This window comes from Fodinicola feengrottensis, from assembly GCF_039530045.1.
Taxonomy (GTDB): Bacteria; Actinomycetota; Actinomycetes; order Mycobacteriales; family HKI-0501; genus Fodinicola; species Fodinicola feengrottensis.
The window spans coordinates 96,336-113,042 of record NZ_BAAANY010000031.1 but is presented as its reverse complement, the minus strand read 5'-3'; the positions used below and the strand labels follow the sequence as shown (position 1 = coordinate 113,042).

At 67.2% G+C, this 16,707-nt stretch carries 17 protein-coding genes; 13 read left to right on the top strand and 4 right to left on the bottom strand.

What is annotated here, in order from left to right:
- Positions 1–421: 421 nt before the first annotated feature.
- The 5 genes from sigE (at position 422) to ABD301_RS32115 (ending at position 5,048) form a co-directional block, all read left to right on the top strand.
- Positions 422–1,063 (top strand): RNA polymerase sigma factor SigE, encoded by a 642-nt coding sequence (sigE, locus tag ABD301_RS32135; RefSeq protein WP_344314035.1) that lies wholly within the window; start codon positions 422–424, stop codon positions 1,061–1,063.
- A gap of 91 nt (positions 1,064–1,154) precedes the next feature.
- Entirely contained in the window at positions 1,155–1,739 is a 585-nt protein-coding gene (locus ABD301_RS32130; RefSeq protein ID WP_344314034.1) for an anti-sigma factor, read from the top strand.
- 73 nt (positions 1,740–1,812) lie between these two features.
- Positions 1,813–2,949 (top strand): sigma-E factor regulatory protein RseB domain-containing protein, encoded by a 1,137-nt coding sequence (locus ABD301_RS32125; RefSeq protein WP_163573793.1) that lies wholly within the window; start codon positions 1,813–1,815, stop codon positions 2,947–2,949.
- Positions 2,950–3,046: 97 nt separating this feature from the next.
- On the top strand, positions 3,047–4,501 hold the full coding sequence (locus ABD301_RS32120; RefSeq protein WP_344314033.1) for a S1C family serine protease: 1,455 nt from the start codon (positions 3,047–3,049) through the stop codon (positions 4,499–4,501).
- Positions 4,502–4,616: 115 nt separating this feature from the next.
- Entirely contained in the window at positions 4,617–5,048 is a 432-nt protein-coding gene (locus ABD301_RS32115; protein WP_344314032.1) for a Sec-independent protein translocase subunit TatB, read from the top strand.
- Positions 5,049–5,194: 146 nt separating this feature from the next.
- Here ABD301_RS32115 and ABD301_RS32110 read toward each other — a convergent pair whose 3' ends face one another.
- Positions 5,195–6,340: an Mrp/NBP35 family ATP-binding protein gene (locus ABD301_RS32110; protein ID WP_344314031.1), complete on the bottom strand. Its 1,146-nt coding sequence runs from the start codon at positions 6,338–6,340 to the stop codon at positions 5,195–5,197.
- A 108-nt stretch (positions 6,341–6,448) separates the two neighbouring features.
- On the opposite strand from ABD301_RS32110, the gene ABD301_RS32105 reads away from it, so the two are divergent.
- Genes ABD301_RS32105 through ABD301_RS32095 form a run of 3 tightly spaced genes read left to right on the top strand, consistent with a single transcriptional unit; the run spans position 6,449 to position 8,338 of the window.
- On the top strand, positions 6,449–7,306 hold the full coding sequence (locus tag ABD301_RS32105) for an AraC family transcriptional regulator (RefSeq protein ID WP_344314030.1): 858 nt from the start codon (positions 6,449–6,451) through the stop codon (positions 7,304–7,306).
- A 10-nt stretch (positions 7,307–7,316) separates the two neighbouring features.
- Positions 7,317–8,021 (top strand): AzlC family ABC transporter permease, encoded by a 705-nt coding sequence (locus ABD301_RS32100; RefSeq protein WP_344314029.1) that lies wholly within the window; start codon positions 7,317–7,319, stop codon positions 8,019–8,021.
- On the top strand, positions 8,018–8,338 hold the full coding sequence (locus ABD301_RS32095) for an AzlD domain-containing protein (protein WP_163572730.1): 321 nt from the start codon (positions 8,018–8,020) through the stop codon (positions 8,336–8,338). Before ABD301_RS32100 ends, ABD301_RS32095 begins: the two co-directional genes overlap by 4 nt.
- 130 nt (positions 8,339–8,468) lie before the next feature.
- Here ABD301_RS32095 and ABD301_RS32090 read toward each other — a convergent pair whose 3' ends face one another.
- Genes ABD301_RS32090 through ABD301_RS32080 form a run of 3 tightly spaced genes read right to left on the bottom strand, consistent with a single transcriptional unit; the run spans position 8,469 to position 10,664 of the window.
- On the bottom strand, positions 8,469–8,909 hold the full coding sequence (locus ABD301_RS32090; protein WP_163572729.1) for an SRPBCC family protein: 441 nt from the start codon (positions 8,907–8,909) through the stop codon (positions 8,469–8,471).
- An 11-nt stretch (positions 8,910–8,920) separates the two neighbouring features.
- Positions 8,921–9,430, bottom strand: coding sequence for a DUF1003 domain-containing protein (locus ABD301_RS32085; protein ID WP_344314028.1), 510 nt, complete (start codon positions 9,428–9,430; stop codon positions 8,921–8,923).
- Positions 9,423–10,664, bottom strand: coding sequence for a magnesium transporter MgtE N-terminal domain-containing protein (locus tag ABD301_RS32080; protein WP_344314027.1), 1,242 nt, complete (start codon positions 10,662–10,664; stop codon positions 9,423–9,425). Before ABD301_RS32080 ends, ABD301_RS32085 begins: the two co-directional genes overlap by 8 nt.
- Before the next feature lie 282 nt (positions 10,665–10,946).
- Between ABD301_RS32080 and ABD301_RS32075 the strand changes: the two genes are divergently transcribed.
- The 5 genes from ABD301_RS32075 to ABD301_RS32055 all read left to right on the top strand — a co-directional run bounded on the left by ABD301_RS32075 (position 10,947) and on the right by ABD301_RS32055 (position 16,705).
- Complete coding sequence (locus tag ABD301_RS32075; RefSeq protein ID WP_344314026.1) at positions 10,947–12,251, top strand: hypothetical protein; 1,305 nt, start codon at positions 10,947–10,949, stop codon at positions 12,249–12,251.
- 80 nt (positions 12,252–12,331) lie between these two features.
- Complete coding sequence (locus ABD301_RS32070; RefSeq protein WP_344314025.1) at positions 12,332–13,675, top strand: ABC transporter substrate-binding protein; 1,344 nt, start codon at positions 12,332–12,334, stop codon at positions 13,673–13,675.
- 4 nt (positions 13,676–13,679) lie between these two features.
- Entirely contained in the window at positions 13,680–14,636 is a 957-nt protein-coding gene (locus tag ABD301_RS32065) for a carbohydrate ABC transporter permease (protein WP_344314024.1), read from the top strand.
- Complete coding sequence (locus ABD301_RS32060; protein WP_344314023.1) at positions 14,633–15,538, top strand: carbohydrate ABC transporter permease; 906 nt, start codon at positions 14,633–14,635, stop codon at positions 15,536–15,538. Before ABD301_RS32065 ends, ABD301_RS32060 begins: the two co-directional genes overlap by 4 nt.
- 3 nt (positions 15,539–15,541) lie before the next feature.
- On the top strand, positions 15,542–16,705 hold the full coding sequence (locus ABD301_RS32055) for an ABC transporter ATP-binding protein (RefSeq protein WP_344314022.1): 1,164 nt from the start codon (positions 15,542–15,544) through the stop codon (positions 16,703–16,705).
- Positions 16,706–16,707 lie beyond the last annotated feature (2 nt).

Genomic DNA, 16,707 nt, shown 5'->3' with positions numbered 1-16,707 from the left:
CCGAGCCTATTAGAGGCAACCCACCACCGCTGCGGCGCGTCTAGGTCCTGTCTGGTTATTGCGGTGGGATGAGAGTCGAGATTCAGGAGTTGGCTGGTGGTGCCGCGGGGAAGCCTTCATAGCAGCGCTATGGGGGCTTTTCCGCGGTGCCGCCAGGCGGCTCTTGGGCTCGGCTATCGCCCGCCGCAATAACCAGACAGGGCCAAGGTGGTGAGGCGCGTTCGACGAAGCAACGAGGGTGATCGCGCGTGGAGAGATATAAGACGATGCAGAAGGGGGAACGGTTGCCGTGGAATTCACGCTACCGGGAACGCTGTGGGGCTCCCGGCCGTTCGTGCACTTGAGAGGGAATGAGATCGGCCATGGGTGGGATAGGTGACCCGCCTCGGGGATGATGTCTACAGCGGAGGGACGGTGCACGATGAATGCGACCGTAAGCCTCGGCTGGAAGGGGTACGCCGTGCCCGACGCGTTCCCGGGTGAGCACCGCAGTGCCCTGGACGGCTGGAAACCGCCGACCTGGGACGAGATCGTCCGCGAGCACTCGACTCGGGTTTACCGGCTGGCCTATCGGCTGACCGGCAACCGGCACGACGCCGAAGACCTGACCCAGGACGTGTTCGTCCGGGTGTTCCGGTCGCTGGACGGCTTCTCGCCGGGCACCTTCGCCGGGTGGCTGCACCGCATCACCACCAACCTGTTCCTCGACCAGGTGCGCCGCAAGGCCCGCATCCGGTTCTCCGCGCTGCCCGACGATGCCGAAAGGCTGGCCGGCTCCACGCGGACCCCGGAGGAGACCTTCGCCGACGACCGGTTCGACGACGACGTGCAGGCCGCGCTGGATTCCCTCTCACCGGATTTTCGGGTCGCTGTCGTGCTTTGCGATGTCGAAGGTCTGTCGTACGAAGAGGTCGCCGCGACGCTCGGCATCAAGATCGGTACGGTCCGCAGCCGGATCCACCGTGGCCGCGCGGCGTTGCGTTCAGCGCTCGAGCACCGCACCCCGCGCCGGTTGCGCGCGGTCGGCAATCGGGATGATGGGGCGGTGGAGGGCAGGACGTGAGCATCGGAAGCGGCGCGTACGTACGCGTCCGCCGGCCAGGCTCCACAGGTGACGTGACGGGGACCGAGCTCAGCATCTTTGGGGGCGAGCTGTGAGTTCCCCGGCTTCCGAGCGGCATTTGGGCGAGCTGGCCGCGGCTGTCACCGACGGCGTGCTGGGCCATCAGGCCCGCGAGCGTGCCCTCGTGCACCTGGCCGGTTGTCCGGCCTGCCGTGCCGAGGTGGAGGCGCAGCGCCGGTTGAAGCTGATGCTGTCGGGCCTCGGCGGCCCGGAGGCGCCGATGAGCCTCGCGGACCGGCTTCGGGCCATCCCGGACGCGAGTCCGAACCACGACAACAATGACGACGACTCCGGCTACGGCGGCCCCGCCGGCCTGTCGTTGCCGCAGGTACGCATGCAGGCCAGCTTCCGCGACACCGGCACCGGCCGGCCGTCCCGAGGCCCGCGCAGCTCGCGCCGACACACTGTCATCGTGGGCGCCACCGGCGGGTTCGCCGCTTTCGCCGTCAGCCTCGGGGTGGTCGCGATCGCCGGCGCGCCCGAGCAGACCGAGATGGTCCGCCCACCGGTGATGGCGTACACGGTCGAGCACAGCCGCAGCGCGGGACTCCTGCCTGGCGGTGACCCCGCCCTCAACCTCGATCCCGCGGCCTTCGACAGTCGCGGCGGTCGGTAGGGCGTTGCTCCCGCGCCGGCTCAAAGCGGAGCCCCGGACCAGAACGGCAGCGCCCTGGAGTGGTGCGCGCCGGGTGGCGGTCGCCATCAGCGCGGGTGTGGTGGGCGCTGCTGTGTGCGCCGCGTTCGTGTACGCGGCAGGGCCCGGCCGAGACCCGGACGACCAGCTCGTCGACCCAGGCTCAATCGACCGTACGCAGCGCGCGTTGAGCGCCGCGGAACAGCCGGCCATGCAGCTGCTGCAGCGTGCCGTGGACGCCAGCCGAGACGTTTTCTACGCTGGTACGAAAGTGCTGACCTCGCCCACTTCCAGCGCGTACGTCGACATCTGGCACGTGCCGGGCCGGGGCACCACCAGCAAGGTCGAGTCGGGCTCGCTGGACTCCGACACGCCCAGCGGCCAACTGGAGGGTGACCCGGTCGACGACGGCCTGGACGACCTGGTGCTGGCGACCCTGACGCACGGCTATTCGCTCGCCGTGATGGGTGACGCGGACTGCGTCGGCCGGTCCACCAGCGTGGTGGAGGCGCGGTCGCTGAGCACTCATCAGCTGGCCGCGAAGCTCTGGCTGGACGACGCGACCGGGTTACTGCTTCGCCGACAGCTCTTCGACGACGCCGGCCACATCGTCCGCAGCACGTCGTACGTCGACATCAAGGTCGGCTCGGCGGCCGCCCGGAACCCGGACTCGGCCAACCCGCCGTCGCCGGACGGCGGCAGCCCACCGGTCGGCAAGAAGACCACCGCGCCGGCGATGACCGTGCCGGCGGCGAAGTTGCTGACCGACGCGCAGGTCTCCCAGCTGCGTGCGCAGGGCTGGCCGCTGCCCGACGTGCTGCCCGGCGGGATGCAGCGCTACGAGGCGTACGAGCTGACCGACGCCAGCGGCCCGGTCATCCAGCTGAGCTTCTCCAACGGGCTGTTCTCGTCGTCCCTGTTCGTCCAGCACGGCCAGCTCGATGTCCGGAACCTGCGCGGCGTGCATCCCGAGCAGCTCGGCGACGCGAGCGTTTACGCCAGTTCCGGGCTCTACCGGACACTTACCTGGGCGGGAGGTGACACCGTCTATACCCTGGTGTCGGACGCCCCGGCGTCGGTCGCGGACAGTGCGGTCACCGCGCTCCCGCACCGCGCGCCCGACACGAGCGTGCTCGGTCGGATCGGCCGTGGCATCGCCCGGGTGGCATCCTGGGTGAACCCGTTCGACTGACCGGTCGGCGGCAGGGTTGGCGGGGGTTCGGCACATCGTCGTGCGCTTCCACGTTTGCTTGGTTGGGGTTGAGTTGTGACGCAGGAGGTGGGCCTCGGTGCCTGACGAGAGTCGGCCAGACGGCACCGACGAGGCCGGTGCGCAGTCCTCAGGTGCACAGTTCTCGGGTGCACAGTCGTCCGCCTGGGCTTCCCCGAACACCGTGACGACGCCAGTCCCGCCGGCTCAGAGTGCCGCCGGGCCTTCCCCGTACGCACCGGCAGCGGCTCGCTTCGGCGGCGGTCCACCGGCGTACGGGACGAGCACCGAGCAGTCGCCCTGGTGGGTGCCGGACGCGCAGCGTGACCCGTGGCGGGACCCCGGCTCGGCGCCGGCGTGGTTGCCGCCACCGTCTCCGGCCGCCGCGGCGCCGGCACCGGCGGTCGTCGACGAGCCGCGGCTCGTACGCAGGATCGGCTTCGGCGCGATGGCGGTGCTGTCCGTCGTGGTGGCGGTGCTGGCCGGCTCACTGGGCGGCGCCCTGGGATACGCGGTGGCCTCCCGCAACGGCGGTGCAGACGGCGGTGGCGGCCTCGGCGGCAGCAACGGCTCGACGCCGGCGGTGGCCAACCGGGCGCCCGGCTCGGTCGCCGCGATCGCCCAGCAGGTCCAGCCGGCGGTGGTGTCGATCGAGATCCACGGCCAGAACGAGCAGGGCAACGGCTCGGGTTTCGTGGTCCGCCAGGACGGCTACATCATCACCAACAACCACGTGGCCGAGCCGGCCGCGAACGGCGGCAGTCTGAAGGCGGTCTTCTCGGACGGGAGCAGCCTGGACGCGAGCATCGTCGGCCGTGACCCCAACTCCGACATCGCCGTGCTGAAGGTCGGCAAGTCGGGCCTGGCCACCCTGCCATTCGGTGACTCCGACAAGGTCGTGGTCGGCGATCCGGTGATCGCCTTCGGATCCCCGCTGGACCTGCAGGGCACGGTGACCTCCGGCATCGTCAGCGCGATCGACCGGCCGGTGGTGACCGGTGGCGACCAGAACGGCAATGCCTCCGGCCAGGAGCCGGTCTACACGGCGGCCGTACAGACCGATGCGTCAATCAACCCCGGCAACTCCGGCGGCCCGTTGGTGGACGGGGGCGGCCGGGTGGTCGGCGTGGACAGCTCGATCGCGCAGATCCCCGGCGGCGGCAGCAAGGGCAGCATTGGGATCGGCTTCGCTATCCCGATCAACCTGGCCAAACGGGTCGCCGGCCAGATCATCTCGACGGCTACGCCCACTCACCAGGGCACCGCTAAGCGAACCGCGATCGGCGCCAGTCTGGACGCCACCGAGCTGCCCAACGGCGGCGTCAGGCTGACCGACGTGCCGGCCGGTCCGGCGCAGAAGGCCGGGCTGCGGTCCGGCGACGTGATCACCAAGTTCAACGGCAAGGTGGTCAGCGACCAGGTCGACCTGATCGCGCTGGTCCGCAAGTTGGCCGCTGGTACGGCCGTACCGGTCGAATACAGCCGGGACGGCAGCGTCCACACCACGACGGTGGTGCTCATCGAGACGTCCTGAGCGGATTTCTCGGACCGGTTCGGCCATCTTGGCCCGACCTTGGTAGACACGCCCGGCTGGGCACGTAGGCTGGACGGTGGCTCTTCTACGGGCCTTGGGATGATGGGGAGGCCTGGTGTTCGAGAACCTCGGGTTCATGGAGATCATCAGCCTCGTGCTGCTCGGGTTGTTCATCTTCGGCCCGGAGCGGCTGCCCAAGGTGATCGGCGACGCCGCCCGGTTCCTGCGGTCGGCCCGGCAGATGGCCCGGAACGCGACCAGCGAGCTGCAGAACGAGCTCGGCACGGACATCGACATCACCGACCTCAACCCGCGGACTTTCGTCCGCAAGCACCTGCTGTCGGACGACGAGGTCGACGACCTGTCGCGCCCGCTGCGGGAGGCCTTCGGCGACGTGCAGCACGTGACCGACTCCATCAACGACACCGCGCACTCGCTGACCAACGTCTCGCCCAAGAGCGTCACGTCCGGCGGCCCCACGACTTCGCTGGTCAAGGCCGCGGAGCCGCGCGCCAGCGTCGCCCCTTACGACGCCGACGCCACCTGATCCGCGCGCTTGGGAAGTTGATCTTGGTTAGTTAGTCCGTACAAACCGGGCATCAGTCCGGAATGTTCTTTTCGTACCGACCAACTAACCAAGATCAACAACGCAAACCACCGCTTAACCCGTCGGCAAGATGCTTAGAGACAGTCTTACGCGGGGGAGAGCTTAAGAGACATGCCGGCGAGGCCACGGCGGCGGGCGGCGAGCTTGTCCGCGATGCTCAGCAACGCGGCGGCGGCCGGGTTGGTCGGGTCGGAGAGGACGACCGGTACGCCCGCGTCGCCGCCTTCGCGTACGACGGTGTCCAGCGGGATCTGGCCCAGCAGCGGCACCTTCGTACCCAGCGAGCGCCCGAGGGCGGCGGAGACCGCTTCGCCACCGCCGGAGCCGAAGACCTCCATCCGCTGGCCGTCCGGCAGCTCCAACCAGGACATGTTCTCGACCACACCGACCACCTGCTGATGGGTCTGCAGGGCGATCGACCCGGCCCGCTCGGCCACCTCGGCGGCGGCCTGCTGGGGGGTGGTGACGACCAGGATCTCGGCGCCCGGGACCAGCTGGGCGACGCTGATCGCGATGTCACCGGTGCCCGGCGGCAGGTCCATAAGGAGCACGTCCAGATCGCCCCAATAGACCTCGGCGAGGAACTGCTGCAGCGCGCGATGCAGCATCGGCCCGCGCCAGACCACCGCGGTGTTGCCGGGAGTGAACATGCCGATCGAGATCACCTTCACGCCGTGCGCCTGCGGCGGCATGATCATCTGCTCGACCTTGGTCGGCTTGCCCTGCACCCCCAGCATGCGGGGGATCGAGAAGCCGTAGATGTCGGCGTCCAACACGCCGACGGACATCCCCTTGGCGGCCAGCGCGGCGGCCAGGTTGACCGTCACCGACGACTTGCCGACACCACCCTTGCCGGACGCGACCGCGTACACCCGCGTCAGTGACCCGGGCTGAGCGAACGGCACGACCAGCTCGGCCCGCCCCGGGCCGCGAAGTTTCTCCTGCAGCTGTTTGCGCTGCTCAGCTGTCATCACCCCGAGGTCGACGGTGACGCCGCTGACTCCTGGTACGGCGGTGACCGCGGCAGTGACGTCCCTGGTCAGGGTGTCCCGCATGGGGCAGGCGGACACCGTCAGCAGCACCTCGACCCGGACCCGGCCGTCCGGTTCGACCCGTACGTCGCTGACCATCCCGAGATCGGTGATGGGCCGGCGGATCTCCGGGTCGTTGACGCCGGCGAGCGCCTGGCGGATCGCGTCCTCGGTCGGCGCGGCGGTTGTGGTTGCGGGCATGTCCCCATGCTAGGCGCCGTATGTACGCGCAGCTTCCCCCGGCAGCGGTAACCGCCGGCGGGGTTCGACCCGGGTCATCGTCGCTGGGTGCCGGGTAGGGTCGGGAAAATGCGGCAGGTACGGGAGGTGGCGCGGCACTGGCGGCATCCCGGCGTGCCCGATACCGACCTGCTCCGTGCGCGATATGTCACTCACACCTTCGGCCGGCACACCCATTCCGGGTATGCGATCGGCGTGATCACCGACGGGCTGGAGGCGTTCGACTACCGCGGCGGGTTCCACCAGGCCGGCGGCGGGCAGATCGTGGTGATCGAGCCGGACCGGGTGCACACCGGCTCTGCCGGCGGCCCGGCCGGCTGGGCTTACCGGATGTTCTACCCCGAGCCGGCGGTGGTGGCCGCGGTCGCCGCCGAGGTGACCGGCGTGCGTGGCACGCCGTCCTTCCCGCGGGCGATCATGGACGACCCGGCCACCGCCGGGGTGCTCGCGGCCGCTCACCGGGCCGCGTACGAGACCGCTGATCCGCTCGCCGCGACCACGCTGTTCCTGCAGGCCATCGCCATGTTGGTGAGCCGGCACGGCAGCCCCGGGCGGGGGCGGTCGGCGCGGCCACGGCCGGCGGTGGTCAGTCAGGTGCAGGAGTTGCTGGCCGACCAGCTGGTGGATCCGCCGGCGCTGGACGAGCTGGCCCGCAGGGTCGGCATGAGCCAGTACGCGCTCGTACGCACCTTCCGGGCGTCCACCGGCCTCCCGCCGCATCGCTGGCTGGTCCAGCAACGGGTGACGAAAGCGCGTGCTCTGTTAGACGCCGGCGAGGTGCCCGCTGCCGCCGCAGCGGCTACCGGGTTCGCGGACCAGGCCCACCTGACCCGGCATTTCAAGCAGTTCGTCGGCGTCACCCCAGGCGCGTACCGATCCGAGCGGCTGAGCAAGAACGTTCAAGAGATCCGGTGCCAGCGCTCGTAGCCTGACCGCTATGACGACCTCCACCGCGACCGCCAACCGGCGGCCGGTCATCCGTGCCTCGCTGGCGGTCGGCGCCGCCACCGGTGCGTACGGCGTCGCCTTCGGAGCCGCCGGCACCGCCGCCGGCTTGTCCGTCTGGCAGTCCTGCGCGCTCAGCCTGCTGATGTTCACCGGTGGCAGCCAGTTCGCGCTGGTCGGCGTGATCGCCGCGGCCGGTCCGGCGGCTGGCCTGACCAGCGGTGTCGCGTCCGCACTGTTGCTGGGGGCACGCAACGCGATGTACGGCGTGCGGTTGGCCGGGCTGCTGCGACTGGGCGGGCCACGCCGACTGCTCGCCGCCCACCTCGTCATCGACGAGAGCACCGCGGTCGCGGTGGCCCAGCCGGAACCGGCGTTGTCGCGGCTCGGGTTCTGGGTGACTGGCGGCGCGGTTTTCGTGCTTTGGAACGCGATGACCCTGGTCGGCGCGGCCGGCGCGAGCGTGTTGGGCAACCCGCAGACCTTCGGCCTGGACGCCGCCGCGCCGGCCGCGTTCCTCGGCCTGCTGGCGCCCCGGCTGCGAGCTGGCTGGACCGAGCGGCTGATCGCGATCGGCGGCGCGCTGGTGGCCCTCGCGACCACGCCACTGCTCCCGCCGGGCGTACCGGTCCTGCTGTCCGCGCTGGTCATCCTGCCCGTACTGCTGCGCCACCGACCCGCGAAGGACCCGACGTGACGCTCTGGATAGCGATCGCAGTGGCCGCCGTCGGCAGCTACGGGATCAAGCTGCTCGGGCTGCTGCTCCCCGGCGTGCCCCGGGTGAACGAAGTGCTGGAACGGCCGCGCATCCGCCGTGCCGTCGAGCTGCTCCCCGTCGCCTTGCTCGCCGCTCTTATGGCCGTGGAAGCGTTCGCAACCGGCCAACGACTGGTCATCGACGCTCGTACGGCCGGCTTGGCCGCCGCCGTCATCGCGCTGCTCCTGCGCGCACCTTTCATCGTGATTGTCGTGGTGGCAGCGGTCACGGCGGCACTCGTACGCCTCTTCTTCTGAGATCTGACCGCGGACAGCGTGGTCTTGGTCGTTGAGTGCGGCACAAAATCCCGCACTCGATGTCGAGTGCGGGACATTGTGCTGCAGTCGATGAGCCACGGCCCTTCCAGCGGCCCGGCACAACCTGCTCTTAGGCGCGTACTTCCTTGTCCAGGTTGGTCAGCAGCTCGTCGTAGATCCGCCGCAAACCCAGTGGCGCGAAGGTTTTCTCGAAGAAACCGCCGACTCCGCCGGCGCCGGCCCAGCTGGTGCTGATCTTCACCTCGGTACGATCACCGGCCGGGCTGATCGTCCAGGTGGTGACCATGCTGGAGTTGGCGTCCTTTTCCACCAGCTGATGCGAACCTGGTTCGCTGACCTCGAAAAGGCAGTCCCGGACCCGGCTTTTGGTGGCCTGCAGCTTCCAGTGCACCCGGGTGCCGGCGCCGGTGCCGCCATCCTGCACCTCGTATTCGCTGAACTGCTCGGACAGGATCCGTTGCCGGGCACCGGAATAGTCCCGTACGGCCGCGAAAACCCGGTCGGCCGGGGCGTCCAGCACCCGAGCCGTCGACGCGGTGACCTCTGCCATGAAGTTCCTTTCTAGACTCTTTCGCGTTTTTTCCGCGGACGTTCTTCGTCGTCGCGCTGGTCTTCAATCAGCCGCTGCAATTCCGACCGTACGAAGTCGCGGGTCGCCACCTCGCCGAGGGCGATCCGCAGCGCGGCGATTTCGCGAGCCAGGTATTCGGTGTCCGCCTTGGATGCGGCGGCGCGTTGCCGGTCCTCCTCGATGCCGACCCGGTCGCGGTCGGTCTGCCGGTTCTGCGCGAGCAGAATGAAAGGTGCCGCATAACTTGCCTGCAGACTCAACAAAAGAGTTAGGAACGTGAAAGTGTACGGGTCGAATTGCAGATGTCTGGGCGCCAATGTGTTCCACAGCAGCCACAAAACAATGACGATCGTCATGTAGATCAGGAACTGCGCGGTGCCGGAGAACCGGGCCACCCGTTCGGCGAACCGACCGAACAGGTCCGGGTCGGACAGCAGCACCATCCGGTCGCTGCCCTTGGGCTGGTCCAGCCGGCGCCGGGCCAAGTTTTCCTTAGGCATGCAGACTCCGCTCTCGCCAGTCGTCCGGCAGCAGGTGGTCAAGGACGTCGTCGACGGTGACCGCGCCGACCAGTTGTTCGCCGTCCACCACCGGCATCGCGACCAGGTTGTACGTGGCCATGTGGCGGGTCACGTCCGGCAGCGACGTGTGCGGGGTGAGCGGCACGATATCGGAGTCGACCACTCCGCCGACCAGCACGCTGGGCTGTTCTCGAAGCAGGCGTTGAAAATGCACCAGCCCGAGGTACTGGCCGGTCGGAGTGACCAGCGGGGACCGGCAGACGTACACCTGCGCGGCCAGCGCCGGTGGCAACTCCGACATCCGGATCCGGGCCAGCGCCTCGGCGACGGTGGCATCGGCGGCGATGATCACTGGTTCGGTCGTCATCATCGAGCCGGCGGTGCCCTCGGTGTAGACGAGCAACCGTCGTACGCCGGCGGCTTCGTCCGGCTCCATCAGCTTCAGGAAGCCCTCTTTTTCCTGCTCCGGCAGCTCCGCCAGCAGGTCGGCGGCATCGTCCGGGTCCATCGCCTCCAGCACGTCGGCGGCCCGCTCACGGTCGAGCGACTTGAGAATGTCGATCTGGTCGCTTTCCGGCATTTCCTCCAGGACGTCCGCGAGCCGCTCGTCCTCCAGTGCCTCGGCCACCTCGTTGCGGCGCTTGGCCGGCAGGTCGTGCAGCAGGTTCGCCACGTCCGCCGACTTCATCTCGGTGATCATCTCGATCAGCGTGTCGGCGCCCTGCTCCTGGTCCGGAACCGCGAGCCCGAGCACGTCTTCCCAGTCCAGTTGGTGCAGCTGACCGCGCCGCCGCTGCAGGAAACCCGGCATCGTCTCGCGTACGGCCACGCGGCTGATCTGCCAGTCGCCGGTACGGGACTTCTCCATCGCCATGTCGATAACGGTCGCGGCCACGTCGCTGCCGGCCATCGTGATCCGGCGGTCGAGCAACTCCCCGAGCACGAGTGTCTCGCCGAGCCGCTTCTCGAACCTGCGCAGCGACACCGTGCCGCTGGCCAGCACGACCGCGTCCACGTCCAGCGAGGTGATCCGGCCGATCGGGACGAAGATCCGGCGTCGCTGGGTGATGTCCACGACCAGCCCGGTCACCCGGGGCGGCTGTGCGCCGAGGCGTACGACCGTGTCGCGGATCTTGCCGACCGGTTCGGCGTTCGGGTCGAAAACCGAGATTCCGGCCAGTCGGGCCAGGTAGATCCGCGTCGCCGTCGTCACATTTGTAGAGCGTAATCGGCCCGCGACCAGCCGGCCTGCCGCATCACCCCAGTACGGGTTCGGTAATGGCTCGTTAACCGTCCCCTGGTGTTGCTGTCCCCAAGGGGCACTGAGTTCCCGTTGAAGAGAGGCTGGGAAGCGTATGTCCGGGTTTGTAGGCCTGCGAAACCGCAGATTAACAGGTCTGAATCAGTGCAGTCTTGACCCTGGCCGCCAGCCGTGGAACGGTACCCCAAATCCTTCAACGAGCTATTTACGGACATAGATCGTATTGGCGGCGGCATGCGGATGGTTCTCGGGCTCGTCCTGCACAGCTCTCATCAGGACCGGCTGGTGGAGGCGAGTGGCACGCTCACCGGCGTCCAGTTGGAGGTGGTGGCGTACGACCAGGAGAAGGAGATCCGACCCAAGGTCAAGGCGATGCTGCGCCGCGTCCACCTGGACGGCATGATCCTCGGCCTGGTCCCGTACGACGCCTGCCGCGACTTCCTGCCACCGGACCTGCCGCTGTCAGTGACCCGCTACACGACCCTGGAGCTCACGCTCACCATTGGCCGGGCGCTGCGGCAGGGCTGGGCGCCAGGCCCCATCAGCATCGACACCTTCGACCGGTCGATCGTGGAGGACGTCACCAGCGCGCTCGGAATGCGCTCGGACGAGATCGCCTGCCTGCCGTACGCGGCGGACACCTCCTACGACCAGATCATCGACTTCCACCAGAAATTCCAGCAGGAAAATCCGGGCGGATATGTCATCACCGTGCGAAGCGAGGTGACCCGGCGGCTCGGCGAAAAGGTGCGGTTGCTCAACGTGGCGCCGCTGAAGTCCAGCGTACGAGCCGAACTTCACGAGCTGGTGCTGCGGATCCAGTCCCAACGGGCTCGCGAGTTGTCTTTCGCCGCCGGCATTTTCTCGGTGGTCGGCTTCGACAAGGACTCCAACCTGGATCGGGCCCGGGTGGGTCTGCTGAACATGTTGTTGAACACCCCCGAATTCGCCGACGCCTGGGTCGACAACCGCGGCCGGCGCGGTGTGGTCGTGCTCGCCCATCGGGCACTTTTCAACGATGTCACCCAGAACTGGTCATCGCTGCCGGTGGTCGGGACCGCTCACACGAACTTGGGCCTGCGGGTGGCGGCCGGGTTCGGGATCGGTTCGTCGGCGCGAAAATGTGTGGTGCTGGCCGAGAAGGCCGCCGCGCAGGCGGAGCAGTACGGCGCACCGTGCGGCTGCCTGATGGACGAGGACGGCCTGATGGTCGGGCCGCTGCGGCCCGGCGCTACACCGCTCAGCTTCACCTACCGCGAACATGGCGCGGACCTGGAAAAACTGGCCCGCAAAGCCGGCCTGTCCGCCGCCACCATCTCACGATTAGCCGCGGTGGACCGGAAACTGGCCGGAAAACCGTTGTCTCCTGGCGACCTCGCCGACGCTCTGTGCATCACCGATCCGAGTGGGCGGCGGCTGATCCGCAAGCTGATCGCCAGCGGTTTGGCCGTACAGCGGGGAAGCGCGCAGGTCAACCGCAAAGGCAGACCCACCAACCTCTACCAGCTGACGATCGCCGCGACCATCAGCGACACCTGATCTCCGAGAAGAACCCGTTGTCTTCGTCCGGTGACCGCGGCGTGGCGGTCCGGACGATCGATCCATCCGAGAGGAAAATCATGGACGCTCGCGAAACAAACCTCAGCCGGCGGCGGGTGCTGCAACTCGGGGCGCTGACCGCCAGCCTGCCGGTGCTCGGCTCGGCACTGGCCGCCTGCGGGGGTGGCGGCGGCAACGGGGGCTCCGGTGCGGTGAAGTTTTCCGGCTGGGACTACGAATCCGCGCTGGTCCAGCAGAACGTCGCCCGGTTCCAGCAGCTGAACAAGGACATCAAGGTCGCGTACACGCCGATCACCAGCGCGCAGTATGTGCAGAAGACGGTCGCCGAATTCACCGGTGGCGGCGGTCCTGACGCGCTTTACGTGTACGACGACTCGTTGGCTGGCTGGGTGGGCGCGGACTACCTCCAACCGATCGACGGCCTGGCCGGCGTCGACGAGGTCTATTCCGGCATTTACCCGTCGAACGCGCAGGCGATGACCGTCGGTGGCAAGCGGTACGGCCTGCCGTACTACACCGACTCGCAATGTCTGATCTACAACGAGTCCATTCTCAAGAAGGCGGGCATTTCGGCACCGCCCAAGAGTCTTGACGAGCTTGAGCAGCAGTCGCTGAAAATCAAGAACGCCGGCATTCTGCAGTATCCGATCGGTGTCACCGGGCAGTTGCAGGACACTTGGTGGGCGTGGGTCTGGGGGCTGATCTTCGCCAGTGGCGGTGACCTCTTCGACGCCAATGGTGAGCCGACCATGGACGGCAAGGACGCCACCGCCAAGAACGTGTTCGCCTGGTTGCACAAGGCCGCCACGGTCAGCAAGGTGATCGACCCGGCGGTGCTCCAGTTGCTGCCGGTTCCGTTGGACAACGCGATGAAAACCGAGCGGTACGCGTTCACCGTCGGCGCTCGTTACGCGCTGCGGGACTACAACGACCCGACCAAGTCCAAGGCCGCCGGAAAGCTCAAGATCGCGTACGTTCCGAGCCTGGACGGCCAGGTGGTCGGCACGGTCAGCAACACCCGGATGTACTGCCTGGGCAAGAACACCGAGGTCAAGGACAAGGCGCTCAAACTCCTCAACTACATGGGCGGACTGGACTCCAGCGGCAAGCCGTACACGTCCAAGTTCTGGTTCCAGCAGAAGGGTCTCGGCTTTCCGTTCCGGGCGTTGGAAAAGGACCCGGACGTGCTGCAGACGCTTGGCAAGTTCGCGGATCCCACCATTTACGCCAAACTGGCCTCGCTGGCTCGGCCGCGGACGGCCATCAAGCAGCCCTGGTACAGCGAGTACGAGAACCAGCAGCAGAAGACGGTCCAGCAGATCATCAACAACCAGACCACCCCGGACGCGGCGGTGAAGACCCTGGCCCAGTCGGTGGCGTCCCTCAAGAAGAAATACTCCTGACGCCGTGGCGACCACAGCCGTGGACACCACGAAACCGCGTGCGCAGGAGGTGAAGCCGCCGCGCCGGCCGCCCCGGCGCGGGATCAGTGACACTCTCCGAGCGTACTTTCTGAATGCACCGGCGATGATCGTGATCGGCGTGCTGGTCGCTTACCCGATCGGCTATTCGTTCTGGCTGAGCCTGCACAAATACAACCTGAAGCTGCCGGCGCTGGAGAGGTTCGTCTGGTTCGGCAACTACCTCTCGTTGGTCACCGACCCGGAGTTTCTCACCTCGCTGAAGGTGACCGTCGGTTTCGTGGTGGTGGTGCTCGGCCTGACCGTGCTCATGGGCACCGCCCTTGCCTTGGTGCTCAACGAAACCTTCGTCGGCCGCGGTCTGTTGCGTAGTCTTGTGTTGTTGCCATGGGCCATGCCCGGAGTGGTCAACGGTCTGATGTGGCGGACCATTTTCGACGCGAAGACCGGACCGCTGAACGGACTGCTCTACCAGCTCGGATTTATCGACTCGTACCAGGCATTCCTCACCTCGCCGACCGGTGCCTTCCTGATCACCGCGGTGGCGCAGGTCTGGAACACCCTGCCGTTCACGGTGATCATCCTGCTGGCCGGGCTGTCCACCATCCCGGGCGAGTTGTACGACGCGGCCAAAGTCGACCGTGCCGGGGTTTTCCAGCGATTCCGGCAGGTCACCCTGCCGTGGCTGTTGCACCCGCTGCTGATCGTGCTGATTTTGGAGACGATGAACGCCTTCCGCGCGTTCGACACGATCTACGTCCTCACCGGCGGTGGGCCGGGCGACGCCACCAACGTGATCGCCGTGCTCAACGTCCGCACCGTCCTCACGTACACCGACTTCGGTCTGGGCAGCGCCTACTCCTGGGTGATCACCCTGGTGACGCTGGTGATCTCGATCGGCTACATCTCGGTGCTCTACAAGAAGGGGAGCATCGAGATATGACCAGCATTCCGGCCAGCCGGCCGGCGCTCCCGCTGATGTCCAGGATTCCGTGGCGCAAGATCATTCTCTACACGGTGGCCATCCTTTTCGCGCTGTGGCTGGTGTTGCCGTTCTACTGGATCGTCAACATGAGCTTCATGCACGAGGTGGACGCGACCTCGGTGCCGCCGCACTTCCTACCCAAGGACCCGACGCTGGCGAACTTCCTGGGCTTCATCCACCCCACCACCGACCAGGCGCTGCTCGGCTCGCACGCCGTAGCGGACACGCCGTACGCGCTGATGAACAGCATGATCGTGGCTCTCACCACCGCGCTTTTCAACCTGGTGCTGGGAACTTTCGCGGCCTACTCGTTTTCCCGGATTCAGTTCAAGGGCAGCCAAGTGCTGCTGATCGTCTATCTGCTGACCCGGATGGTGCCCGGCATCGCGATCATCATCCCGTTCTATCTGGTGATGAGAGCGCTGCATTTGCTGGACACGTATGGCGCTTTGATTTTGTCGTACACGACTTTCGCCCTGCCTATCACGATCTGGATCCTCAAGGACTACATCCGTTCGGTGCCACGGGAGTTGGAGGACGCGGCCCGGGTGGACCGGTGCGGGTGGTTCCGGATGATGTGGTCGGTGTTCCTGCCGATTTCCGCGCCCGGGCTGGTCGCGGCGGCGATCTTCGCCTTTATGACCGCCTGGAACGAGTTCATGTTCGCGTTGTTCATGACCAGCACCATCAGTTCGCAGACGATGCCAGTGATCGCGGCCAACTTCGCCACCGACCTGAACACGCAGGTCACTCTGATGGCCGCTGCGGGGGTGGTGGCCGTGGTGCCGCCGTTGGTGCTGGTGTTGATCTGCCAGCGGTTGATCGTGCAGGGCATGGCCGCCGGTTCGGTGAAGGGATAGACGATGGCTGAAGTCAGGTTGGAGAACGTACGCAAGGAGTTCGGCGGTGTGGTCGCCGTCGACGACCTGTCGTTGACCATCGCGGACCGGGAGTTCCTGACCCTGGTCGGACCGTCCGGGTGTGGGAAGTCGACGACCCTGCGGATGATTTGCGGATTGGAACGTACGTCCGGCGGCGAGGTATTCTTCGATGACCAGCCGGTCGCGCACCTACCCGCGAACAAGCGGGACGTGGCGATGGTTTTTCAGAGCTACGCTCTCTATCCACATAAGACGGTCGCGCAGAACATCGGGTTCGCGCTGCGGATGATGCGCGTACCGAAGGCGGAGATCGCGTCCCGGGTGGACCAGGTGGCCGCATCGCTCGGCATCGAGAACTTGTTGGAACGCAAGCCAAAGGCACTCTCGGGCGGCCAGCGCCAGCGGGTCGCCCTGGGACGGGCGGTTATCCGGGACGCCGGCGCGTACTTGTTGGACGAGCCACTGTCCAATCTGGACGCTCAGCTCCGGGTGACGATGCGGGCCGAGCTGAAGCGGCTGCACGCGGACCTGCGGCGGACCTTCATCTACGTGACGCACGACCAGGTCGAGGCGATGACGATGTCCGACCGGATCGCGGTGATGAAGGACGGCCTGGTTCAGCAGTGTGCTTCGCCGGAGGAGATTTACGCCCGGCCGGCGAACCTGTTCGTGGCGTCTTTTATGGGCAGCCCGCCAATGAACTTCCTGCATGGCGAAGTCCAGCGGGAGGACGGCAAACTGCTGTTCCGGCACCAGGGCATCGCGATCGAGTTGCCCGACCACGCGTCGGCCGCGGTCGACGACCTGTCCGGCCGCGAAGCCGTGCTGGGCATCCGTCCGGAAGATGTCCTCCTGGGTGTGGAAAACGGTACCGCGGCTAAGATTTTCGTGGCCGAACTACTGGGCGCGGACGTACTCGTCACGGTCAGTCTCGGTGAGCAGCTGGTCAAGGCGCGGGTGCCGGCGCCCTACCAGGTCGGCGTCAACGCCCAGGTCACCGTCGAATTTCCGGCCGAAAAAGTACATCTTTTCGACCCGTCCGACGGGCGCGCGGTGCTGGCGGCGCGCTCGGCGACCCCACTGAACCGGCAGGATTCAGTGGTAGCCAACCAATCGCCGGCAGCTGCGAAGGGGGATACCGGGTGACG